At 59.1% G+C, this 22,191-nt stretch carries 22 protein-coding genes; 3 read left to right on the top strand and 19 right to left on the bottom strand.

Annotation, left to right across the window (positions count from 1 at the left end):
* Positions 1-24: 24 nt before the first annotated feature.
* The 19 genes from V6766_RS14085 to V6766_RS13995 form a co-directional block, all read right to left on the bottom strand.
* The gene (locus V6766_RS14085) at positions 25-699 is read right to left on the bottom strand and encodes a CBS domain-containing protein (RefSeq protein ID WP_448467422.1); all 675 of its coding nucleotides are present in this window, start codon (positions 697-699) and stop codon (positions 25-27) included.
* Positions 700-716: 17 nt separating this feature from the next.
* Complete coding sequence (locus V6766_RS14080) at positions 717-1,772, bottom strand: type II glyceraldehyde-3-phosphate dehydrogenase (RefSeq protein ID WP_044404278.1); 1,056 nt, start codon at positions 1,770-1,772, stop codon at positions 717-719.
* Positions 1,773-1,973: 201 nt separating this feature from the next.
* Positions 1,974-3,263, bottom strand: coding sequence for a class I SAM-dependent methyltransferase (locus tag V6766_RS14075; RefSeq protein WP_448467420.1), 1,290 nt, complete (start codon positions 3,261-3,263; stop codon positions 1,974-1,976).
* A gap of 39 nt (positions 3,264-3,302) precedes the next feature.
* Positions 3,303-3,506 (bottom strand): YHS domain-containing protein, encoded by a 204-nt coding sequence (locus V6766_RS14070; protein ID WP_448467418.1) that lies wholly within the window; start codon positions 3,504-3,506, stop codon positions 3,303-3,305.
* A 319-nt stretch (positions 3,507-3,825) separates the two neighbouring features.
* Entirely contained in the window at positions 3,826-4,299 is a 474-nt protein-coding gene (locus V6766_RS14065) for a hypothetical protein (RefSeq protein WP_448467416.1), read from the bottom strand.
* A gap of 8 nt (positions 4,300-4,307) precedes the next feature.
* Positions 4,308-5,075 carry a type IV secretion system protein gene (locus tag V6766_RS14060; RefSeq protein WP_448467414.1) on the bottom strand — a complete coding sequence of 256 codons (768 nt, stop codon included), beginning with the start codon at positions 5,073-5,075 and terminating at the stop codon, positions 4,308-4,310.
* A 552-nt stretch (positions 5,076-5,627) separates the two neighbouring features.
* Positions 5,628-6,059: an acyl-CoA thioesterase gene (locus V6766_RS14055; protein WP_448467412.1), complete on the bottom strand. Its 432-nt coding sequence runs from the start codon at positions 6,057-6,059 to the stop codon at positions 5,628-5,630.
* A 106-nt stretch (positions 6,060-6,165) separates the two neighbouring features.
* Positions 6,166-7,182, bottom strand: coding sequence for a zinc-binding dehydrogenase (locus V6766_RS14050; RefSeq protein ID WP_448467434.1), 1,017 nt, complete (start codon positions 7,180-7,182; stop codon positions 6,166-6,168).
* A gap of 49 nt (positions 7,183-7,231) precedes the next feature.
* Entirely contained in the window at positions 7,232-7,900 is a 669-nt protein-coding gene (locus tag V6766_RS14045; protein ID WP_448467410.1) for a transglutaminase-like domain-containing protein, read from the bottom strand.
* 25 nt (positions 7,901-7,925) lie between these two features.
* Positions 7,926-8,852 (bottom strand): electron transfer flavoprotein subunit alpha/FixB family protein, encoded by a 927-nt coding sequence (locus tag V6766_RS14040; RefSeq protein WP_448467408.1) that lies wholly within the window; start codon positions 8,850-8,852, stop codon positions 7,926-7,928.
* Entirely contained in the window at positions 8,852-9,610 is a 759-nt protein-coding gene (locus V6766_RS14035) for an electron transfer flavoprotein subunit beta/FixA family protein (RefSeq protein ID WP_448467406.1), read from the bottom strand. The genes V6766_RS14040 and V6766_RS14035 overlap by 1 nt, the downstream gene beginning before the upstream one ends.
* 4 nt (positions 9,611-9,614) lie before the next feature.
* Positions 9,615-10,577 (bottom strand): branched-chain amino acid ABC transporter permease, encoded by a 963-nt coding sequence (locus V6766_RS14030; RefSeq protein ID WP_448467404.1) that lies wholly within the window; start codon positions 10,575-10,577, stop codon positions 9,615-9,617.
* Entirely contained in the window at positions 10,574-11,458 is an 885-nt protein-coding gene (locus V6766_RS14025) for a branched-chain amino acid ABC transporter permease (protein WP_448467402.1), read from the bottom strand. Before V6766_RS14025 ends, V6766_RS14030 begins: the two co-directional genes overlap by 4 nt.
* Before the next feature lie 14 nt (positions 11,459-11,472).
* Positions 11,473-12,183: an ABC transporter ATP-binding protein gene (locus tag V6766_RS14020; RefSeq protein ID WP_448467400.1), complete on the bottom strand. Its 711-nt coding sequence runs from the start codon at positions 12,181-12,183 to the stop codon at positions 11,473-11,475.
* Entirely contained in the window at positions 12,180-12,959 is a 780-nt protein-coding gene (locus V6766_RS14015) for an ABC transporter ATP-binding protein (protein ID WP_448467398.1), read from the bottom strand. The genes V6766_RS14020 and V6766_RS14015 overlap by 4 nt, the downstream gene beginning before the upstream one ends.
* 1 nt (position 12,960) lies before the next feature.
* Entirely contained in the window at positions 12,961-13,740 is a 780-nt protein-coding gene (locus tag V6766_RS14010; RefSeq protein ID WP_448467396.1) for an enoyl-CoA hydratase/isomerase family protein, read from the bottom strand.
* 21 nt (positions 13,741-13,761) lie between these two features.
* On the bottom strand, positions 13,762-14,931 hold the full coding sequence (locus V6766_RS14005) for an acyl-CoA dehydrogenase family protein (RefSeq protein WP_448467394.1): 1,170 nt from the start codon (positions 14,929-14,931) through the stop codon (positions 13,762-13,764).
* Between the two features lie 22 nt (positions 14,932-14,953).
* Positions 14,954-16,129: an acyl-CoA dehydrogenase family protein gene (locus tag V6766_RS14000; RefSeq protein ID WP_448467392.1), complete on the bottom strand. Its 1,176-nt coding sequence runs from the start codon at positions 16,127-16,129 to the stop codon at positions 14,954-14,956.
* Positions 16,130-16,169: 40 nt separating this feature from the next.
* Complete coding sequence (locus tag V6766_RS13995; protein WP_448467390.1) at positions 16,170-17,363, bottom strand: ABC transporter substrate-binding protein; 1,194 nt, start codon at positions 17,361-17,363, stop codon at positions 16,170-16,172.
* A 378-nt stretch (positions 17,364-17,741) separates the two neighbouring features.
* Here V6766_RS13995 and V6766_RS13990 point away from each other — a divergent pair, with 378 nt between their 5' ends.
* From V6766_RS13990 to V6766_RS13980, 3 genes are read left to right on the top strand one after another with little or no spacing between them, the layout of a single operon-like run.
* Complete coding sequence (locus V6766_RS13990; protein ID WP_448467388.1) at positions 17,742-19,739, top strand: FAD-dependent oxidoreductase; 1,998 nt, start codon at positions 17,742-17,744, stop codon at positions 19,737-19,739.
* Positions 19,740-19,768: 29 nt separating this feature from the next.
* Positions 19,769-21,379, top strand: coding sequence for an AMP-binding protein (locus tag V6766_RS13985; RefSeq protein ID WP_448467386.1), 1,611 nt, complete (start codon positions 19,769-19,771; stop codon positions 21,377-21,379).
* A 44-nt stretch (positions 21,380-21,423) separates the two neighbouring features.
* Positions 21,424-22,191 carry a glucose 1-dehydrogenase gene (locus tag V6766_RS13980; RefSeq protein ID WP_448467384.1) on the top strand — a complete coding sequence of 256 codons (768 nt, stop codon included), beginning with the start codon at positions 21,424-21,426 and terminating at the stop codon, positions 22,189-22,191.

Genomic DNA, 22,191 nt, shown 5'->3' with positions numbered 1-22,191 from the left:
GTTCCCTCAGCCGGATGGACGGTTTCATTCCCATCCAAAGGCTGGAATAGCGCTGACGTTCAGTTGCACGCCCTTGACGCCGGGTACATTCTCGGCAGCGACACGAAGCGCTTCTCCCTGTTCAGGTGAATCGACAATGCCCCAGATCTGCACGTTGCCTTCGGCGACCGTGACGTTTACGCCGTAGGCTGGCGCCCAGTCGCTCGCCCTTATCTCCTCAAGAATTCGCTGTCGGATCACATCATCTTCGACGGATGCGATAGGCGCGGGAGCATCGCATCGCGCCGCCAAACCACGCAGGAGATCGGCGCGGCTGACGATGCCAACGACTTTCCCGTCGCGGAGAACCGGTACACGCTTTATCCTTTTTGTCTCCAAAAGATGCGCGGCCTCGCCGGCGGGCGTATCCTCTGTGATCGTGACAACGTCGCGGGTCATAACGTCGGCGGCGGAGCGACCGTGCGACTTCACGTAATCCGCCGCGTTCTCGCCTGAGCCCGAGAAAAGTCGTAGCCACCACGAGCCGTGTCGATGGCTGCCGCCCTCGGCGCGGCGGAGGAAATCACCTTCGCTCACCATGCCAGCCAGCCGACCATTTGACTCGATTACCGGCACGGCGCTGATGTTCCGTTCCAGAAGAAGCCGGGCGACCTCGGACACGGTTGTCTCCGGTTTCGCCGAGACGACGGACGTAGTCATGATGTCCCTTGCCCTCATCACCGTCCTCCCAGCGCATCGAAGATCGCGCCGATTCCCAGCGCGGCATTGGTCTTGGCAATGGATTCGTGCGGGTCGCGCACCTGACCAATCAGTGCCCGGATCGCGTCCACCGTTTCCGGAATAACAATCGCCTGGTTGTCCACCATGTAGGCGTAGAAGAGTTCGTCGCCCTCGACTTTCAACATGTCGGACCACAGTGCCACTTCGTAGAGGTTGTCGTGCGCCCGGCCGAGATCGGCCATCAGTTCCTTGACCGAATTAATTGCCGTCAATCCGTCCGCCATCTGGATGAGCGCGATGCGGGGGGATGTGCGGAAGGCCTCGAGCACTTCGTCCTTCTCCGCCGGCCGTGTTAGCTGCACCGCCCAGTAGTGCAGGTGTGCCAGAGTCTCCGGAACCTTCACCGCCATTGTTACAACGTCGAGTTCGGGATCGACGCTCCGGGCGTCGGGGCCCTGATGGCTTGGGATCTCAGGCTCGGGTGCCAGAGTGTTCATGATGCCGCCGAGATGGCTTTCCCACGGGTCGGTCGCACGACGCATCAGCGTGCCGCGGGCGCGGCGGAGCAGGCCGGCGTGCTTCAGCGCGGCGAGCGTCCGTACCATCGAGGTCGTGTTGCAGGAGACGACGCGGGTGCTGTCGCGACCCAGAGCGCTCGCGTAGCTGGCCTCCGCCACAAAGGAGTGGCCGGTTACTTCGTGCTTCTCACCGCCCTGCACGATGAATTTGATACCCTTCTGGCGGTAGAGCTCCACGTTTTTCGCCGCGACATGCTTCGGCGTGCAGTCGACGACCACGTCCGCAGTCTCGAGGAGGTCGTCGAGTGCGCCTGCCACATCGAGCCCGGCATTTTGCATCGTACGCACGTGCTCGTCTGTAGCGCCGAAGAGTCGGTAACCCTTTTGCGTCACCATCCGCGCCCGCCAGTCAGCACTGACGTCCGACACGCCCGCAAGGTCCATGTCATTCTGCTGAGTCACCGCATCGGCGACGCGCTTGCCGATGACGCCGTAGCCGTTGACGGCAATGCGGCTCCTACTACTCGTACTCATGTCTTTCTCCTCTGGTGTGAGTGGAATGGATTGTGGTCCTGGGCTGGTTGGGTGATTTCGCTGCATCAGCAGAGGCATCCCGAGCGGGTGATGGCCCACCTGTGCTGAATGACACCCTCTCCAGCGGTAAGGCCGGTGGTCCCGGTACCCATTCGAAGAAGCTGGCCGCCGATCATAGGGCGAACGTTGCGCGGACCGGTCTCATACGGCGACGTCCTCTGCTACGGTGTATTGCCCGCCCTTGGCGGCGACGTAGTCGCGCGTCAGCGGGACCGCATCGCGCCGGTGCGAGAGCTGGAGCTGAAACACCATCATCGGGCCGTTGCGGAACGCCGCTTCGCATGAGGCAAGATAGAACTCCCACATGCGACAGAAGCGCTCGTCATAGATTGCTTTGGCTTGGTCGCGATTAACCTGGAAGCGCTCGAACCAGTGCCGGAGTGTTTCGGCATAGTGCAGTCGCAGAATCTCGATGTCGGTTACCCAAAGCCCCGACCGCTCGACCGCTGCCAATACTTCCGAGAGTGACGGACAATAACCGCCCGGAAATATGTACTTCCGCAGCCAAGGATCAGTTGAACCGGGCGGTCCAGTCCGTCCGATTGCATGCACTAGGGCGACGCCGTCGGATTTCAGCCGCTTGCTCAGCGTGTCGAAGTAGGTGCGGTAGTGCGCCACCCCGACATGCTCAAACATGCCGACGGAGACGATCCGATCATAAGTTCCCTGCTCATCCCGATAGTCCCGCATGGCAAAACGTACATGAGAGGTGAGGCCGTCGGCGGCAGCGCGCTTATTTGCGACGGCGAGTTGCTCCTGCGAGAGCGTCAAGCCTGTGACGTCCACACTTGCCGTCTGAGCCATCTCCAGAGCGAGGCCGCCCCATCCGGAGCCAACGTCGAGCACACGCATGCCTGGCTCGAGCAACAGTTTGGCCATGATATGGCGCTTCTTCTTCTCCTGCGCCTCTTCGAGCGTCTCGGCACCGTTGTGGAAATAGGCACAGGAATACTGCCGATCTTGATCGAGAAACAGATCGTAGAGTGCGCCCGAAAGATCGTAGTGGTGTGCGACATTGACGCGTGCGCGCCCGAGCCGGTTGTCTTGGTGGAGCCTGCGAAGCAATCGGTCGAGACCGCTCCGCAGTGCACCGATTGCATGTTGGTCAACAGCTTCGAAATTACTGGTGCAAAGGTGTAGTAGGTCTCGTAGCGTCCCTTCTTCGATCGTGATCCTGCCGTCCGTGTAGGCCTCGCCCAAGGCGAGTGACGGTCGAAGGAGAATACGCAGCGGCAGGAACGGATCGTGAAGTCTGACTGTGACGCAAGGGTGGCTGTTATCTGGGCCGAAATTTTGAATCTGTCCCGCTGTGTCGATAATCGTCAAGCGGCCGGTCTGGATCAGTTTGCCGAGAAATCGAGAAAGAGAGGGCAAGGGAGATCGGGCGATTAGACTTGGATAAGCGGTGGGATCATGAGGCTGAGTGGTCATCTTTTCGCTTCTGCAGACATGGATGTGTCGTCCGCGCGATCACTGCGCAGTTCGAGGTGACTTTCTGATTTTGCCATGGGGAGTGGCGCGACCTTGACGCGATTCGGCATAGCGGTCTGGCGTATGAAGAAACGCCGCGCGGCAGGCGGTGGAGCAAAAAAAATATGCCCAACCCCGATAGTCGACCGCCTCAGCCTCTCCGAGATCAACTGTCTTTCCGCAGACGGGATCGGCTACCTTCATTTCAGGACCTCTTCTTCGAAGAACCAAATCGTTGCATGAGACGCGCTCGCTGCGTGTGAAGTGCTCGACCGAAGGCGAAGCGAAGAATGAACTGCCAGCAACACGTCTTCGTGCATCCACCAATTGCGATAAGGCGCCGTTGCCGGGAAAAGACGCTGTAGTACCGAATACCTTACAGCGGCACATCGCATGGACGCGGATGCCGATCCTTTTGGTGCCTAGAAGTTGTCAGCGAGACCCCACGGCACCCTCCACGCTCAAGGCCCCGGTGACTTCTACCGTGGTGGATGGGCAGGCTTCGGTTCCGGGTCTACCTACGTCATGCGCGGCGGGCGAAAGTGAAATTTTTCGATTCCCCCCGAATCCTCAGCCTTGTAGCGCCGGCCGGTGCATATCCGGCGCGTGGCCCGGCACTTGGGCTCTTCGTCTTCATGCGGAAGGGCAGGCGCGGGTTGTCCGAGGTCTGGAACCGGGGCAGGGCGGTGAGCGCCTGATCCCACGTAAAGTCGTCCAGCAGGCAGGTGCAGGTTTCCGAGGCGAGGGCTTCCTCGGCGATCAGGATGCGCAGGATCGCGCGGTAGCCGTTGCGGAGATAGGCGGTTTCGGCCAGATCGGCGGGCGGTTTCGGAACCCGGCATGCGTCGGCCTCGTCCCGGGCGATGGCCATCGAGCTGAAGGGCGTGTCGCTGGACGGATCCGTGCTCTGGGTCTGGGCCAGCACTGCACAGGGCAGGGCAGCAAAGACAAGTGCTGCGAGACCAAGTGTCCGAGTTGGTGCCAAGTTGTGGGTCATGAACTTCCTCATGGATCCACCGCCATCGAGCGGAACTTGCGCTCATCCGCGAGGGTTGCGGCATCGACGACGCCAAGCTGACCGGCGCTGACGCCTTGCGCCGCTTCCAGCCGCCAGATCTGGGTCAGGATGATGCCGAGCTCGGCGGTGACGCGGGTGTTGAGGTCGACAGCGGCTTTCAGCCCGTCCTGATCGTCGATGAGCCCGACCATGGTCTCGAGCCGTTCGAGGCTTTGACCGGCCTCCTCGTGACTTTCCTGCGCCGCGACGGAGAGCATGGCGCTGGCCCCGGCCGAGGCGGCGATGCGGTTGTCGGCGGGCTGATCGGAGCCCGAGAGCGTGCTCAGGCGCTCCGAGGTGAAACCGCTGCCAGACAAAACCCGCTCGACTGAGGCCGAGAGTTCCGCACCCGGATTGAAGCCGCTCAGGAAATCGCCGCTGGCCAGCGACTGCGCGGTGTTGAGCGGGGCCACCAGCTTGCCACGCAGCGCGCGGAATTCCTCGACTGTTGCGAAGAGCTCGCCGAGCCCGCTGCCCTCAATGAGCGAGGTCAGTTGCGCCTCGAGGTTCGTGAGCTGCGACAGTTGGGTTTCCAGTTCCAGCCGCATTGTGGCGAGCTGCTGCATCTGGACATTCAGGTCCTCGGCCATGTGTTCGAGCTGGGCCACGAGTTGACCAAGCTGCGAGCCATCAAACGTTGGTACGCCTTGGGCCGTTGCGGGCGAGGCAAACCCGAGTGTGGCGACCGCGGCCACGGTCAGGAGAAGCTGTCTCATTCGGGAACTCCCATCTGCATGAAGTCGCGCTCGGCCAGCCGGTCGGCGACGAGGTGCTGCGCATGGGCCGCCTCGCGCTGCTGGTTTGCCGCCATCAGCCGGACGCGAAGGTTGAGGATGCGGCCAATCTCGGCCTTGGCCGCGGCTCACGTCGGCCCGATGAGCAAGCTCCTCCTGGCTGAGGCCGCGGGCGCGTCTCAATTCCTGGATGTTCAGTGCTACACGATCCCGCAAGTTCATGCCCGCGAAACGGACACGGTGCGCGAAATATCGCCACGCGATATATGTTACATTCGGAAGTGTAGAGAAGAATTCTTGGAACGGCGCGAGATCGCCGGAACGGGATGCCTGCCGAAACGCAGGTCACGGGATGATCCGTCTCGCTAACATAATGGGCCGTTCAATCGTTCTTTCGGAAAAGGGCGGCACCGGCAATACCGGTGCCGCCAGTCGGTCGTCCACAGGGAGGTTGTAGAGGACGAATTCTACAGGGAAATTTTAGGTTGGCCAAAAGTCGCATAAGACTTCTTATGTAAATACTGTTGTCCGCCGTTAACTAATGCCAAGTTGGTCTGCGATCTTCTTGCGAAACCAGTCGTCCCGAGCGATTTTTTCGAGTCTACTATTGATTACGAGAACACAAGTCAGACTTGCTTCGAAACAGAGTTTGTTCTCCTGAAAAGTTCTGAGCTGAAAAACAACGCTCGTTGAACCTAACTTCGCGAGTTCCAGTTCAACCATGATTGGAAATTTCGCGGTCATGGGATTTCTAAAATCGATGTTCACGTTGACAAATGGCGACCCGCGATCGAGCTCGGTTGTGAGTTCGAACCATCCATTTCCGTCGAGGATGTCTTTCCAAAAGTCATCGATGGCTTCGAGGCACAGATCGAGCGCTCGCGGAGTATAGAGAATACCCGCTGGATCGCAGTGGCCAAACGGCACTGTCCTTTCGAACACGAAGGTTTTCAATGCTTGTCCCATGTGTATTTCGTTTTGCCTTGGATCATTTTTTGGGAGGTTGGTTGCTCGTTGGTAGATTTCTGCCCTCCGACGCCTTGGGTATGGGGCGCAACACGGGACTCTCACGCTATTCCGCTATTCTGAGAACGACCTTTCCCATGCGTGCAGGCGCTTCCTGCCTCTCGAATGCGGCCTTGATTTCAGATAGAGAGAAACGGCTGTCGATCATCGGTTCGAATACACCAGCTTCAAATGCACGGAGCAAACGGCGCAGTTCGTCCATGCTGCCCATCGTGGAGCCATGGATATTGAACTGACGTATGAACAGTCGCTGAAGTTCGGCGGAGGGGTGACCGCCTGTCGTTGCCCCGCAAGTTACAATCCGCCCGCCCCTCGCGAGAGATCGTAAGGACGCTGGCCAGCTTGCTTCACCAGAATTGTCAATCACAAGGTCAGCGCCCTCGCCAGACGTCAACGACATGACTGCGTCAGGAACTCTCGCTTCCCTGTAGTCGATGACGTCTACACCCATTTCCTCAAAGTGCGCGACCTTTTGGGCACCTGTTGTCGTCACGATTGTCTTTGCACCTGCTAGCCTAGCGAGTTGCATGGCAGCATAGGAAACGCCCCCACCCGCACCCTGCACGAGAACCCACATTCCGGGTTCGACAGGTCCCTTGCCGAAGACCATTCGCCACGCGGTCAGATAAGCAACTCCTAGTGTAGCAGCTTGCTCAACGTCAGCACTATCGGACAATGACAGGACGGACTTGGCGGGCACGACCATCTCGCTACGAAACGTTCCGTCAATATGCTCCCCAAATATCTTCGCGGAGTTGCACAATGTCTGATCGCCCATCTGGCAATAGCGGCACTGCCCGCAATAGGAGTAGGGGTAGATGATAACACGTTGACCGATACGAAAATCCGAGGCCCCGGCAATCTCGATGACCTCTCCAACGCCGTCTACGCCCATTATCAAAGGCAGCGAGTGTCGGATGCCTTCCCCAGACTCCCTCATGTAAAGGTCGACTCGGTTTATCGAGGCGGCCAGCATGCGTAGACGGACAAATCCAGGAAAAAGCTCTTCTTGCGGACAATCCGCGACGCCAATGCCGCCTTTGCCACGAGAGGTCAATTGCACCGCTTTCAAGACATTTCCTCCAGTGATGGGTTGGTTCCCAGAGCGTGGGTTAGTTGATCGCTTCGCTTGAGCTGCCGAGGAAGGCGGCGGGATAATAGGCCCGAAAATCTGCCGAGATTCTGTCAAACGGCAGGTCGCTCCAGAAACCGTGATCTTTGAGATAGACCATGTTTTCATTTTGTTCGGAGTCATATTGTTGAAGGAGGGCGTGTTCTCTTCCGTCGAATTCTGTCGGCGCAACGCCCATCTTGTCGCAAAGCTCGATGTTGAAGGCGGGGACAGCCTTAAGCCACCGGTCTCCCAGATGCATCGCAGCATAGGCGTGGTGCATGAAGATATCCCTGCCCTCCATCATTCGCTTGAGCTTAGGCGTTGTCAGATGATTGACGACGTCGCTAGTGCCGATGACAGCAGGGATGCCAACAGCGCGAAGGCATGCGACCAAAACGCTGGCTTTTTGAACGCAATAGCCCGCGCCATTTTCGATAACAAAGCTCGCCCGATAGCGATCAGGATCGATGCAAACGCCATAGGCATCGTACCGGATCTTGTCGCGTACCGCGTAAAATAGGCGGACGGCCTTCTGCGCTTGCTCGGTGGCATCGCCGACGGATGAGTCGATAAACTCTTGGACGACTTGGCTCTGAAAATCGAAGAACCCGGTCTCCATCAGGTTCTCCACCGATGCTTCCGGCTCGCCATAGGGCGTAAAGATCATAGCTTTCCCCTTCCGCCTTGGCGTTTCAGAGTTTCGAGGTCAGTTCCGGAATCGCATCGAACAAATCGGCGACGAGGCCGAAGTCTGCGACCTGGAAGATGGGGGCCTCTTCGTCCTTGTTGATGGCGACGATGATCTTGCTGTCCTTCATGCCGGCCAAGTGCTGGATCGCGCCCGAGATTCCGACGGCGATGTAAAGCTCTGGCGCCACGACCTTGCCGGTCTGGCCGACCTGCCAATCGTTCGGGGCGAAGCCGCTGTCGACCGCCGCGCGTGACGCGCCCACGGCCGCGCCAAGCTTGTCGGCCAGCGCCTCGATGATCTTGAAGTCCGCTTCCGAACCCACGCCCCGCCCGCCAGACACCACGATCCCCGCTGAGGTCAGTTCCGGGCGGTCGTTTGCGGCCACCTTGTCCTCGACCCAGGACGACAGGCCTGCGGCGGCCGGAACCGCCACGGTCTCAACCGCGGCTGCGCCGCCGTCACCGGCCTTGTCGAAGGTCGAGGTGCGGAAGGTGATCACCTTGGTCGCATCCGACGATTTCACGGTCTGCGTCGCGTTGCCCGCATAGACCGGGCGTTCAAACGTGTCCGCGTCGATGACCCCGGTCACGTCCGAGATCACCATCACGTCCAGCAGCGCCGCAACGCGCGGCAGGATGTTTTTGGCGTCGGTGGTGGCCGGCGCCACAATGTGGCTGTAGCCATCCGCCAGCGACACGATCAGCGCCGCCGCCGGTTCGGCCAGACGGTGGCTTAGGCCTGCGTCCTCGGCGACCAGCACCCGTGCCACGCCCGTGATCTTGGCAGCTTCCGCACCAGCGGCCGCAGCGGATGCTCCCGCGCAGAGCACTGTCACATCGCCAAGCGCCTGTGCCGCGGTAACCGCCTTCGCGGTGGCGTCCAAGCTGAGCTCGCCATTGGTGACTTTGGCTAGAAGAAGTACAGACATCACACGGCTCCCGCTTCCTTGAGTTTCGCAACAAGCTCGTCCACCGAGCCAACCTTGATGCCGGCTTCGCGCGCGGCGGGCTCGGCGGTTTTGACGATGATGAGGCGCGGGCTGACATCGACGCCCAGATCGGCGGCGGTCTTCTCGTCCAGCGGCTTCTTCTTCGCCTTCATGATGTTGGGCAGCGACGCATAGCGTGGCTCGTTCAGGCGCAGGTCGGTGGTCACGATCGCGGGCAGCTTGACCGAGATGGTCTGCAACCCGCCGTCGACCTCACGCGTGACGTTGGCATTGTCGCCCTCGACCTTGACCTGGGAGGCGAAGGTCGCCTGGCTCCAGCCCAGCAACGCCGCCAGCATCTGTCCCGTCGCGTTCATGTCGTTGTCGATCGCCTGCTTGCCCGCAAGAACCATCTGCGGCTGCTCCTCGTCGCAGATCGCCTTCAGGATCTTGGCAACCGCCAGCGGCTCGATATCCGTGTGAACGTCGTCCGCCGCCACAACCAGAATCGCCCGGTCCGCGCCCATCGCCAGCGCCGTGCGCAGCGTTTCCTGCGCCTGTTTCACGCCGACCGAAACCGCAACAACCTCGGACGCAACCCCTGCTTCCTTCAGCCGGATTGCCTCTTCGACCGCAATCTCGTCGAACGGGTTCATCGACATCTTCACGTTTGCGAGATCAACCCCAGACCCGTCAGCCTTTACCTTCGCTTTTACGTTGTAGTCGATGACGCGTTTGACCGGTACGAGTACCTTCATTTTATTATCTCCATCTACCGAGCAAGTCTGGAATGGTGCCAACAATTCCCTTGCGGAAAAGCAGCACGCAGAGAATGAAAATCGCTCCCTGGACGGTCATGATGTGAGACCCGAGATCGGTGAAGAACGTGGGAAGGGAGACGATGATCAAAGCGCCGACGACCGGGCCAAACCTGGTTCCCATCCCGCCGATGAGCGTCATGAGAATGACCTCTCCCGACATGTGCCAGTTCACATCGGTCAGCGACGCCAGCTGGAACACGATAGACTTTGTGGCCCCGGCAACGCCGGCGAGCGCGGCGGAGATGATGAAGACCAGAAGTTTGACCTGGTTTATGTCGTAACCCAGCGACGTCGCGCGGCTCTCGTTATCCCGCACCGCCGCCAGAACCTGTCCGAACGGGGATTCGATTGTGCGATGAATGATATAGAACCCGATCACGAAAACCGCGAGGACGAGATAATACATTGACAGATCGTTGCGGAGATCGATCAGACCAAAAAGGTTTCCACGTGGGATGTTCTGCAGCCCGTCTTCACCGCCGGTGAAGGGGAGTTGAACAGCTGCAAAAAAGACAATCTGCGCAAGCGCGAGCGTGATCATGGCGAGATAGATTCCGCTTCTCTGGATTGCCAGCCAGCCAATGACCAACCCCAGGGCCGCGCCAACCCCGCCGCCGAGGAGAATTCCCAGTTCGGGTGGAAAGCCGAGGTACTTCATCGCATAGCCGGCGACGTAGGCGGAACCGCCGAAGAATGCGGCGTGTCCAATCGATAACATTCCGCCATAGCCAAGCAGCAAGTTGTACGCGCAGGCGAAAAGCGCAAAGCAGAGCGCCTTCATCAGAAAGACAGGGTAGAAGAAGAAGGGAGCAGCGAGTGCGATACCCAAGGCGCCGAGTACCGCGAAAACGGCGATCGACGAGAGCCCTTTCTCGGCGAGAGCGATACTTTGGTTGTTGTTCATTGCGCTTTCCCCATCAGTCCAGCGGGCTTCGCCAGCAAGATTATGGCCATGATTACGAAAATGACGGTGCTCGAAGCCTCGGGGTAGAAGACCTTGGTCAGCCCCTCAACGATGCCGAGACCGAATCCGGCGAGAACCGCTCCGAGAATGGAACCCATGCCTCCGATGACCACGACCGCAAAGGCCGTGATTACGAGGTTCGAGCCCATTGTCGGACTGACCTGGTAAATAGGGGCGGCGAGAACGCCCGCGAAGGCGGCGATCGCTACCCCGGACGCGTAGGTGAGGGTGATCAAAAGTGGCACGTTCACGCCGAAAGCTTCAACCATTTTGGGGTTTTCGGTCGAAGCACGGAGATAGGCGCCGAGCTGGGTCCGTTCGATCAGGAACCAGGTCGAGAAGCACAAAATGACCGATGCGACAAGAACCCACGCGCGGTACTTGGGGAGGAACAGGACTGACAGGTTCCAGCCACCCTTGAGCGCATCTGGTGTGGGATAGGGCATCCCCGAGACGCCGAAGCTGTTGCGAAACACGCCTTCGATGACGAGTGCCATCCCGAAGGTGAGCAGAAGCCCGTAGATATGGTCGATGTCGTAAACATGCCGCAACAAGAGTTTTTCGACCGCGATGGCTCCAATCCCCACCAAGAGTGGGACCAAAACCAGAGAGGGCCAGTAACCCAGGCCGAGTTTCACCGCGAGGAACCAGGCGCAGAAAGCGCCTAGCATGTACTGTGCGCCATGCGCGAAGTTGACGATCTTCAGAAGCCCGAAGATGATCGCAAGGCCGAGGCTCAGCATCGCATAGAACGAGCCGTTAATCAGGCCGATCAGAAGCTGACCAAGCAGGGCCTGGATCGGAATGCCAAATATGTCCATTCTTGGCTCCCCCCTTATATTCCTAGGTATTCGTGAATCTTGGCGAGACCGGCTTCGGAATTCGCGGTGATGTGATCCATTTGATCGACAATCTCGCCGTGCTCGACCACGTAGTGGCGATCGGCGATCGAACGGGCGAAGTCGATATTCTGCTCCACCAGAAGAATGGTGAAACCACGGGACTTCAGCGTCACGACCGCTTTGCGGATTTGTTCGACAATGACCGGCGCGAGACCTTCCGTGATCTCGTCCATCAGAAGCAGTCGTGCGCCAGTCCGCACCACTCGGGCCATGGAGAGCATCTGCTGCTCTCCGCCCGAGAGGCTGGTTCCGCCACTCTTCCAGCGTTCCGCGAGGTTTGGAAAGAGTTCCTCCAACTCGGCATCGCTCATACCGCCGTCCGCGAAGCGCGGCGGAAGACGATAGTTTTCCGCCACACTGAGACTTGAGAAGATACCGCGTTCCTCGGGTATGTAGCCGATCCCGCGCCGCGCGATCCGGAACGTACGTATGCCGAGGACGTTGTCGCCGCGATGCAGGACCTGGCCCTGACCTTTGACGAGCCCCATCAGTGTGCGAAGTGTGGTTGTCTTTCCGGCGCCGTTTCGACCGAGCAGGGTGACGAGTTCACCCTCTCCCACCTCAAAGTTGATGCCGTGCAGGACATGGCTCTGTCCATAGAAAGCATTCAGCTCCCTTACTTGCAGAACTGCGGCAGCGCTCATGCTTCGCCTCCTCCGATATAGGCTTCCAGGACCGCGCTGTCCTTCGAAACGGTTGCATAATCCCCTTCGGCGAGGATGGCGCCGCGCGCCAGTACAGTGATCCGATCGCAGAGATCTTCGACAACGGAGAGATTGTGCTCGACCATCAGAACGGTGCGATTCTCGGATATCCGTTTGATCAGCTCCGCGATGCGGCCGATGTCTTCCTGCCCCAACCCGGCCATCGGTTCGTCGAGAAGCAGCATCTCGGGTTCAAGCGCCAGTGTGGTAGCGATCTCAAGCGCGCGCTTCTTCCCGTAGGAGAGCGAGTCAGCCTTGGTATTGATATCGGCTGACAAACCCACCCAGTCGATCAATTCCAGAGCGTGGTCGTGCAACGTGTAGAGACTAGCCTTGGAACGCCAGAAATGAAGCGCATTGCCCAACCGCTGTTGCAACGCCACGCGGACGTTCTCAAGGACAGTCAGGCTGTGAAACGTGGATGAGATCTGGAACGAACGGACAATCCCTTTTCGGGCCAGCGCAGCGGGTGAGACGTAGGTGATATCGACGTCGTCGAACAGAATCTGTCCTGACGTCGGTGTCAGGAACTTGGTCAAAAGGTTGAATACCGTAGTTTTACCCGCGCCATTCGGACCGATTAGCGCGTGGATGGTGTTGCGCTTGACCGTCAGATTGAGATCGTTCACCGCGAGGATGCCGCCGAAACTTTTACACAGGTTCCGCGTTTCGATGATGTTTTGATCCGGGACTGGAGGGATGCGAGGTGGCTTCATGTCAGTCACCGCGCTGGTTGAAGTTGGCGGTTCGCTTCTCAACGAAGGCTGAGATCCCCTCTTGCGCGTCCGCGTGCGCGTAAGCTTTGGTCGACAGGTCCGCTTCAACCGCCAGGCCTTCCGGCAGCGACGTGTTCCAGGCACGTGACACGGCTTGGCGACTGTAGAACATGGTTGATCGGCTGAAGGACGCAAATGTGTCGATAAAGGACTGGATCGTTTCCAGTCGGTTATCGGGGACAATCTCGTGGACGAGCCCGATGGCCTTGGCTTCGTCGGCCGGGACGCCGCGACCTGTCAGGATCATTTCGATGGCGCGCGCCTCTCCGACGACGCGGGGCAAGCGCTGCGTGCCACCATATCCGGGGATGAGCCCGATCTTGATTTCAGGCAAACCCATTTTCGCGTTGGGCGTCGCAAGTCGGAACGTGCAGGCGAGCGCGAGCTCGAGCCCGCCGCCGAAGGCATATCCGTTGATCAGGGCGACGGACGGCATCGGGAGCGCATCCAGCTTCGCGAAGATCGCCTGACCGCGCTCGGCCTTGGCCTTCTTCTCGGGCAGTGAAAGGTCCTGAATCTCACCGATATCCGCACCGGCACAGAAAGATTTGCTTCCCTCTCCGGTCACGACCAGAACAAGCGCATCGCTGTTCATGAGGGCATCGAATGCGTCAGAGAGTTCCGACAGCAACGAATTGCTCAACGCATTGAGGCGGTCGGGTCGATTAAGCGTCAACACCGCAATTTCGCCTCGGTTTTCGAGTTTGATCAGGCGCTCCATGCTGCTCCTCCCAAGCAGGTCTTAAAGATAGTAGGCGTCATCGCGCTCAAACCGTTTCCGGAGTTCGCGGGCGATGATCGTCTGTTGAATTTGAGTCGTGCCTTCGAAGATGCGGAACAGGCGGACGTCGCGGTAGAATCGTTCGACGGCATATTCGGCCATGTATCCGGCGCCTCCGTGAATCTGGACGGCGCGATCCGCGACACGCCCGACCATTTCTGAGGCGAACATCTTTGCGCTTGCGGCAACGAGTGTTGTATCTTCTCCGGCATCACGACGACGTGCCGCGTCAAGGATCATGCATTGCGCGGCATAGGCTTCGGCCTGGCTATCCGCAATCATCGCTTGGATGAGCTGGAAGTCCGCGATGGGCTTGCCGAACTGCTTACGCTCGATCGCATATCGAAGACTCTCTTCGATAAGCCGGCCGGCGATCCCAGTGCAAAGTGCGCCGATGTGAAGGCGGCCTTTGTCCAGAACGCGCATAGCGGTCGTAAAGCCGTTCCCCTCGACGCCTCCCAAAAGAGTGCTGGCCGGTACGCGACAGTTGTCAAAGATAACGTCGCACGTCAGCGCACCGGCCTGCCCCATCTTCTTGTCCGGAGGACCCAGTGTGATGCCGGGAGTCTTCGCATCGACCAGGAAACAAGAGATGCTCGCGGATTTCCGTTCCGGCGCGGTACGCGCCATCACCGTAAAGAGCTGTGCCTTGGGAGCGTTCGTAATGTAGCGTTTTGTCCCATTCAGGATGTAGTGATCGCCATCTCGGGTCGCCGAGGTGTGGATCGCCATCGCATCCGAGCCCGCGTCGGGCTCGGTCAGGCAGAATGATCCGACCACCTCACCTGTTGCCAGTTTGGGGAGGTATTCGGCCTTTTGGGTATCAGAGCCGGAGATCACGATTGCCTGAGAACCGATGCCGATATTTGTGCCCGGAGCGTTCCGGAACGCCGGAGAGGTGCGTCCGAGTTCGAAGACGAGGCGGACCTCCTCTTCCATCGAAAGGCCAAGGCCGCCATAGTCCTCTGAGATGGAGAGCCCGTAGAGCCCCATCTCTTTCATCTCGGCAATGATCTCGTCCGGGATCTTTCCGGTCTCGACCACCTCTGCCTCCGCCGGGATCAGCCGCTCTGAGACGTACCTGCGTACCGTATCCAAGAGCAGAGTGAAGATTTCCGGATCAGTTCCCATGGATTGCCCCTCTGTATTTTGTTCAGGAAGTGATCAGGCTGCGCCCGATGACGCCGCGCTGGATCTGGTTTGTGCCTTCCCAAATTTGTGTAATTTTGGCGTCCCGCATCAGGCGCTCGACACGCTGCGGTTTGCAGTAACCGCTGCCACCATGGACCTGCACGGCGTCTGTGGTCAGACGCATGGCCAAATCCGACGCCTTGATCTTGATCATCGAGCTTTCAGCGCCGATGTCGTTTTGACCGTCATCCACCAGATCGCCTACATAGTTCATCAAACTCTGCGTCTGGATGAGCTCGGCCAGATAATCGGCGAGCATGAATTGAATCGCCTGGTGCCGGATAATGGGTTTCCCGCCCTGCGCCCGCTCATTCGCGTAGCTGACAGCGTCCTTGAATGCTGCGCGAGCAATCCCCAATGCATGGGCTGCGACGCTTGGGCGGGACTTGTTCAGTGTGTCGAGCATGATCTTGAGCCCGTCTCCCGGAAGACCGACAAGCTGTTCACGCGCCACCTTGCAGTCCTCGAAGGCGAGGCTCGCGGTAGAGGATGCATGCATCCCCATTTTCCGTTCCCGGCCCAAGACGTTGAAACCGGGCGTACCCTTGTCGATGATAAGCGCACTGAGCTTGCCGTTGTGCTCGTCAGTGCTTTTCCATTTGCCGAAGACCAGAATGAAATCGGCGACATCGCCACTCGTGATGAAGATCTTGTTGCCCGACACCACGATGTTGTCGCCATCAGGCGTGAAGGTCGTTTTTGGGTCGGTTGCGTCGGAGCCGGCGTGCGGTTCCGTAAGCGCCAGTGCCCCGATCGCGCCTTCGGCAATCTTCGGCAGAATGCGTGCCTTTTGTTCTTCAGTACCGTGCATTTTCAAGGGGTGCACGAGGGCCATGGTCGTCCCGAAAATGATGCCTGAGGCAGAGCATGCCTCGGAGATCATCTGCACCGCGTTCAGATAGGCCTTGTAGGTGATGGGTGTACCCCCGAACTGTTCGGGGATACACACTCCGAACATTCCGAGCTGCTGCAGCGCCGCCATAGATTTGAACGGGAACGTGCCGTTTTCCTCATTGGTTTCCGCTTCGCGCAGCAACACATCGTCGGCTAGGCGACGCACCTGTTCCAGCATCATGATCTCTTCGTCAGAGAAGCCCTGTATCGCGTCAAAACGCTCAAACGCTTTCATTTCTTTCATCCTTGAGTTCCATGGCCGGAAAGGTGCGTCGCCGAAGCCGTTACTTCGCGATGAGAGGACAGTCGCTCTCGGTGAGCGGCCGGAAGGCTTCCTCGGCCGGGATTGTTGCGACCAGCTTGTAATAGTCCCAGGGTCCGGTGGATTCCGCCGGCGTCTTCACCTGGAAGAGATACATGTCATGCATCTTCCGGCCGTCCTCGCGAACGTAACCCTTGCCGAAAACGACATCCTCGGTAGGCGTGGTTTTCATTTGTGCGACGACGGTCGAGGTGTCCTTGGAGTCCGCCGCTGCGACTGAATTGAGATAGTGGGTCACCGCCGAGTACGCCCCCGCATGAACCTGGGAGGGCTTGCTTCCGTGCCGCTCCTCGAAGCGAGCGGACCAGGCCCGGGTGTCGTCGTTGAGATCCCAGTAGAAGGCTTCGGTCAACTGAAGTCCCTGCGCGGTCTCCAGACCCAGGCTGTGAACGTCCGTCACGAAGGTCAGGAGTCCCGCCAGCGTGACGCCTGACTGGGTAAGGCCGAATTCAGAGGCTTGCTTGATCGAGTTGATCATGTCGCCTCCCGCGTTCGCGAGCCCAACCACATTCGCGCCCGACGCTTGGGCCTGGAGCACATAGGAGGAGAAGTCAGAGGTGTTCAGAGGCACGCGGGCCGAGCCGAGCACTTCCCCGCCACCAGCCGTCACGACCCCTGACGTGTCTCCTTCCATCGCATGGCCGAAAGCATAGTCTGCGGTGATGAAGAACCACTTGTCGCCGCCGTTCTTGACGATGGCATTTCCGGTGCCGTGGCTCAGCGCGTAGGTGTCGTAGGTCCATTGGATTGTGTTCGGCGAGCAGGATTTTCCGGTGAAGGCAGCGCTTGCCGGTCCGGTCGCCAAAAACAGCTTGTCATTGTCGAGTGCGATCTGACTGACAGCCAGACCGACCGCCGAGCTTGCGACATCGACGATGACGTCGACGCCCTGCTCATCGAACCATTCGCGTGCAATCGCTGAGCCGACATCGGGCTTGTTCTGGTGATCGGCCTTCACAACTTCGATCGAGAAGTCAGGGTGGTTGGCGAGGAAATCGTCGACGGCCAATTGGGTCGCGACCACCGAGCCCTCACCGGAAAGGTCCGAATAGGGACCGCTCAGGTCGGTCAGTACGCCAAACTTGATCGAAGTTTCCGCGCTCGCTGCGGATGCGAGAATAAAGGTGGCCGCGGCGGCCACTGTAAGAGCTTTCATAGCTTCCTCCCTATGCCTGCGGCCGTGAATCGCCACCATGGCGCTCCTCCCCAGGCGTCGAGAACCTCGCACAACAGCCCTTATAGGTCAAGTAATTGATTAAAAGTGATGGAGGCGACGACCGCCCCGCCCTATCGTCATACTATGAATGGGAGAAGAAACCTCACATGACTGCAGCTGAAAAAATCCAATTAAAGCCATTAATTATAGATAGTTACTGCAATCGGCGAGGCTGGTTTCTCGGGGCGCCTCCGATCGGGCCGCATCATCGCTGCAGTGTGTATATCAGTCAATATCTTGACTGATAGGGGGGACTGTGCGACATGTCGCAGCCAGCAAAGTGCCCGAACGCCGGGAAGATTCGTGGGAGGAGGAATCATGAGCGCAAACAGTTCGCCGTCAGCGAAGCCAATCAAAGTGGGGACGGTTGTGCTCCCCAACAGATTTGTCATGGGGTCGATGCATACCGGCCTCGAGGGTCATCAAGACAGGTTTGCCCAGTTGGGCCGGTTCTATGCCGAGCGCGCAGCCGGTGGCGCAGCCCTGATCGTCACTGGCGGGTTCTCTCCAAACTTTGCCGGACGCATCAAGGATGAGCATTGCACGATTGGTACCCAGAAAGACATCGACGCGCACAAGCTCATCACCTCTCAGGTCCATGCATCGGGAGGGAAAATCCTTCTCCAACTGCTTCACGCAGGTCGTTACGCCTACCATTCTGCCCAGGTCGCGCCGACAGCCATCAAGTCGCCGATCAATCGCGATTCACCGGCGGAGCTCAGTCACGACGATATCGTGCGGACGATCGAAGACTACGCGGTCGCGGCGAAGCGCGCCCTCGAAGCTGGCTACGATGGCGTCGAGGTCATGGGCTCTGAGGGTTATCTGATGAGTCAGTTCCTCGCGGCCTACACCAACCATCGCGAAGACGAGTGGGGCGGGAGCTGGAAGAACCGCCTGCGCTTCCCTCTGGCCGTGACCCGGGCGGTTCGCGAGGCGCTGGGTCCTCAAGCGATCCTGTCGTTCCGCATGTCGGCCGTCGACCTCATTGATGGCGGAATGACTGACAAACAAGTTCTGGACCTGGCAAAAGGTCTGGAAGAGGCCGGTGCCGACATGCTGGGGACCGGTGTCGGATGGCACGAATCTACTGTTCCGACGATTGCGGGCGTCGTCCCGCACGCGGCCTTTGCGGATGCAATGAGGGCCATCAAGAAGGTCGTTTCGATCCCTGTCGTGGCAAGCAATCGCATTAACCTGCCCGAAGTGGCGGATGCGGTGATAGAGAGCGGCCAGGGTGACTTGATCTCGATGGCCCGACCGTTCCTTGCGGATGCCGAGTTCGTCAACAAGGCGTTCGAGGGGCGCAAGGACCAGATCAATGTCTGCATCGCCTGCAACCAGGCTTGCCTCGACCATTACTTCACCGACGAGCCGATCTCCTGTCTGGTAAATCCGCGGGCCGCGCGTGAAGGTGAGTTCTCGGATGAGCCCGCAGCGCAGGTGAAAAAGGTTGCCGTCGTGGGAGCAGGCGTCGCGGGGATCGCCTGTGCTTTGGAAGCCGCACGGCGAGGTCATGACGTGACGCTATTCGAGGCCTCCGAAAGGATCGGCGGACAGTTGTGGCTGGCCTCGAAAGTGCCGGGCAAGGCCGATTACCTGCGCGCGATCGAAGGGTTCGACGCGCAATTGGCTGCGGCCGGTGTCAAGATCGCACTTGGGAACAGAGTCGACGCGCAGACGTTGCTCGATGCGGGTTTCGACGAGATCGTCGTGTCCACCGGCATCGAGCCTAGAAAGCTGGATATCCCGGGCGCGGACGGTCCGAACGTTGTGGGATACACAGATGTCCTGAGCGGAAAGGTCGTTCCCGGCAAGCGTGTTGCAATTATCGGCGGCGGTGGCATCGGGCATGATGTCGCGCTCTTCCTGGCCCACGGGAACAGCGAAAGTCTCTCTGAAATCGAGGCTTTCAGCAAGCATTGGGGCATTGGCCAGGAGCGATCACCGCAACCGGCTGCGCGCGATGTTACTATGCTGAAACGGTCCGACGGTCGGTTTGGCAAGACCCTTGGCAAGTCGACCGGCTGGATCCTCCGACAGGAGCTGAAGGATTGGGGCGTGAAGCAGATGTCTGGAGTGATCTACGACCGGATTGATGCCCACGGCATCCACATCCTGCTGGGCGACAGTGAGATGATGGTCGAAGCCGATACGATCGTTGTCTGCGCGGGCCAGGTTTCGAACAGCGAATTGGCGCAGCAGTTAGAACAACGAGGTGTCGGATTTCACCTGATCGGAGGGGCCCACCTGGCCGGGGAACTGGATGCCAAACGGGCTATCGAACACGGGACCCGTGTGGGCAACCTGCTTTGATCACGACACATTCTTAGGGAGGAAAAACCATGGAAGAATACGACTACCTCGCGCGGCGGCCTGAGAATTGTCCGCCGTTAACCCCGCTCGACTTTCTGAAACGAGCGGCAGACGTGTTCCCTAACCGTATTGCAGTGGTCAACGGCAAGCAAACCTTCACCTGGTCGGAGCACGCAGCTCGGTGCCGTCAACTTGCGACGGCGCTGATTGGCGCGGGAATTCAACGTGGTGACGTTGTCGCGATCCTGGCACCGAATTCGCCAGCGATGATTGAAAGCCATTTCGGGGTGCCGCTCGCGGGCGGTGTTCTGAACGCTCTCAACATTCGTCTCGACCCTGCCTCGATCGCGTTCATCCTGACGCACTCGGAAGCGAAGATGCTGCTGGTCGACCGTGAGTTTGGGCAATTGGCAAAAGATGCCATTGCCCTGATGGCCGCGCCCATCCCCGTCGTCGACATCGTGGATCCCGAAGCCGAAGGAACCCCCGTTCAGGTCGGCGAACTGGAATATGAGGCATTTCTTGACAACGGTGATGCCAATGGCGCCGTGCGAATGCCCGAGGACGAATGGGACTCGATTACGATCAACTACACCTCCGGAACGACCGGAAACCCCAAAGGGGTGCTCAACAGCCATCGCGGCATGTTCCTGGTCAGTCTGAGCCAGATCCTTCACCATCATATGGTCGATGCACCCGTCTACCTCTGGACATTGCCGTTGTTCCATGTGAACGGCTGGGCCTTTTCTTGGGGCGTTGCCGCCGCCTGTGGCACTCATGTGTGTCTTCGCAAGGTCGAGCCCGCAAAAGTGTTCGAGCTAATCGACGAATGCAGCGTGACGCACATGTGCTGCGCGCCGACCGTGCTGGCCTTCCTCGGTGAAGAATCGGCGCGAAACGGACAGAAATTGAAAAAGCCGGTGCGCGTTATGACCGCGGGTTCGGCCCCGCCTGCAGCAATCCTGGAACAAGCAAAGCGCCTCGGTTTCCATCTGCTTCACGTCTACGGCATGACCGAGATGAAGGGCGTCGCGACGATCTGCGAGATCCAACCCGAATGGGCGGCGCTGGACGATGCCGCTTTCGCCAAAATCATGGCGCGACAGGGTGTGCGCACGGTCATCACGCCCGAGAAGGATGTTGTCGATCCCACGACGCTTCACCCCGTCCCGAGGGACGGCAAGACGATGGGCGAAGTCGTCTATCGGGGGCACGCCATGAAGGGCTATTTCAAGAATCCGGAAGCGACAGAAGAAGCCTTCGCGGGCGGCTGGTATCACAGCGGAGACCTCGCCGTGATGCATGCCGACGGATACATCGAGCTCAAAGACCGGTCGAAAGACATCATCATTTCTGGGGGCGAGAATATCTCGTCGATCGAGATCGAGGACGTCCTCTACAAACATCCGGCAGTCGCCTTGGCAGCGGTTATCGCGATGCCGCACGAAAAGTGGGGTGAGACCCCATGTGCCTTCGTTCAGCTGAAGCCCGGGCGCGAGGCTACGACGGTTGAAGACATCCTGCAGCACTGTGCTGCGGGGCTCGCAAAATTCAAGGTTCCGAAACGGGTCATCTTCGGACCCATCGAAACCACCGCGACCGGTAAGGTCCAGAAATTCAAACTGCGCGAACTGCTTTGAGCGGCAAGAGTTGCGCCAAAGCGCCCTGATACCAGGAGGACATCATGAGAGACTTGAGCGGGCGTATTGCCCTTGTGACCGGCGCGGCCGGCGGTATTGGCAGAGAAATCTGCAAGCGTTTCGCGGAAGAAGAGGTCACGGTAATCGCCACTGATCTCAACGCGGAGGCTTTGGCCGAAATGGCCCGCGACTTTGCAGATCTGCCAGGAAAGATCGAGCACGTTGTGCTCGACATCACCGACATGTCCGCTGTTCAGAAAGTCGTGGCTGACTCGATCAGTTCTCATGGGCAGATCGACATTTTGGTCAACAACGCCGGCTGGGATGTGGCCAAACCGTTTATTGAAACGGACCCTGAGCTCTGGGAGAAGCTGATCAGCATCAACCTGATGGGGCCTCTCAATCTCCAGCGCGCCGTCCTGCCAGGTATGATCGCAGCCGGTGGGGGAAAGATCATCAATATGGCCTCTGATGCTGGTCGGGTCGGTTCCTCTGGGGAAAGCGTCTATTCGGCCTGTAAGGGTGGGATTATCGCATTCACCAAGACCCTCGCGCGAGAACAGGCGCGTAACGGGATTGTCGTGAATACGGTTTGCCCCGGTCCTACGGATACGCCGCTGCTGCGCTCCTTCGTCGGGAACGGAGAGTTTGGCGAAAAAATTTACGAAGGTCTCAAACGCGCAATCCCGCTGAAGCGGCTCGGAAAGCCTGATGATCTGCCCGGGATCGTCGCCTTTCTGGCGAGTTCAGACGCCAATTTCATCACCGGTCAGACCATCAGTGTCTCCGGCGGTCTCACGATGCACGGATAA

It is taken from the genome of Martelella sp. AMO21009 (assembly GCF_053484295.1).
The sequence above is the reverse complement of the archived record's forward strand: the minus strand, read 5'-3'. Positions and strand labels throughout refer to the sequence as shown.

Coding starts and splice junctions, on each gene's coding strand:
- V6766_RS14085 (WP_448467422.1), bottom strand. CDS start 699: ATGACTACGTCCGTCGTCTCGGCGAAACCGGAGACAACCGTGTCCGAG.
- V6766_RS14080 (WP_044404278.1), bottom strand. CDS start 1,772: ATGAGTACGAGTAGTAGGAGCCGCATTGCCGTCAACGGCTACGGCGTC.
- V6766_RS14075 (WP_448467420.1), bottom strand. CDS start 3,263: ATGACCACTCAGCCTCATGATCCCACCGCTTATCCAAGTCTAATCGCC.
- V6766_RS14070 (WP_448467418.1), bottom strand. CDS start 3,506: ATGAAGGTAGCCGATCCCGTCTGCGGAAAGACAGTTGATCTCGGAGAG.
- V6766_RS14065 (WP_448467416.1), bottom strand. CDS start 4,299: ATGACCCACAACTTGGCACCAACTCGGACACTTGGTCTCGCAGCACTT.
- V6766_RS14060 (WP_448467414.1), bottom strand. CDS start 5,075: ATGAGACAGCTTCTCCTGACCGTGGCCGCGGTCGCCACACTCGGGTTT.
- V6766_RS14055 (WP_448467412.1), bottom strand. CDS start 6,059: ATGGGACAAGCATTGAAAACCTTCGTGTTCGAAAGGACAGTGCCGTTT.
- V6766_RS14045 (WP_448467410.1), bottom strand. CDS start 7,900: ATGATCTTTACGCCCTATGGCGAGCCGGAAGCATCGGTGGAGAACCTG.
- V6766_RS14040 (WP_448467408.1), bottom strand. CDS start 8,852: ATGTCTGTACTTCTTCTAGCCAAAGTCACCAATGGCGAGCTCAGCTTG.
- V6766_RS14035 (WP_448467406.1), bottom strand. CDS start 9,610: ATGAAGGTACTCGTACCGGTCAAACGCGTCATCGACTACAACGTAAAA.
- V6766_RS14030 (WP_448467404.1), bottom strand. CDS start 10,577: ATGAACAACAACCAAAGTATCGCTCTCGCCGAGAAAGGGCTCTCGTCG.
- V6766_RS14025 (WP_448467402.1), bottom strand. CDS start 11,458: ATGGACATATTTGGCATTCCGATCCAGGCCCTGCTTGGTCAGCTTCTG.
- V6766_RS14020 (WP_448467400.1), bottom strand. CDS start 12,183: ATGAGCGCTGCCGCAGTTCTGCAAGTAAGGGAGCTGAATGCTTTCTAT.
- V6766_RS14015 (WP_448467398.1), bottom strand. CDS start 12,959: ATGAAGCCACCTCGCATCCCTCCAGTCCCGGATCAAAACATCATCGAA.
- V6766_RS14010 (WP_448467396.1), bottom strand. CDS start 13,740: ATGGAGCGCCTGATCAAACTCGAAAACCGAGGCGAAATTGCGGTGTTG.
- V6766_RS14005 (WP_448467394.1), bottom strand. CDS start 14,931: ATGGGAACTGATCCGGAAATCTTCACTCTGCTCTTGGATACGGTACGC.
- V6766_RS14000 (WP_448467392.1), bottom strand. CDS start 16,129: ATGAAAGAAATGAAAGCGTTTGAGCGTTTTGACGCGATACAGGGCTTC.
- V6766_RS13995 (WP_448467390.1), bottom strand. CDS start 17,363: ATGAAAGCTCTTACAGTGGCCGCCGCGGCCACCTTTATTCTCGCATCC.
- V6766_RS13990 (WP_448467388.1), top strand. CDS start 17,742: ATGAGCGCAAACAGTTCGCCGTCAGCGAAGCCAATCAAAGTGGGGACG.
- V6766_RS13985 (WP_448467386.1), top strand. CDS start 19,769: ATGGAAGAATACGACTACCTCGCGCGGCGGCCTGAGAATTGTCCGCCG.
- V6766_RS13980 (WP_448467384.1), top strand. CDS start 21,424: ATGAGAGACTTGAGCGGGCGTATTGCCCTTGTGACCGGCGCGGCCGGC.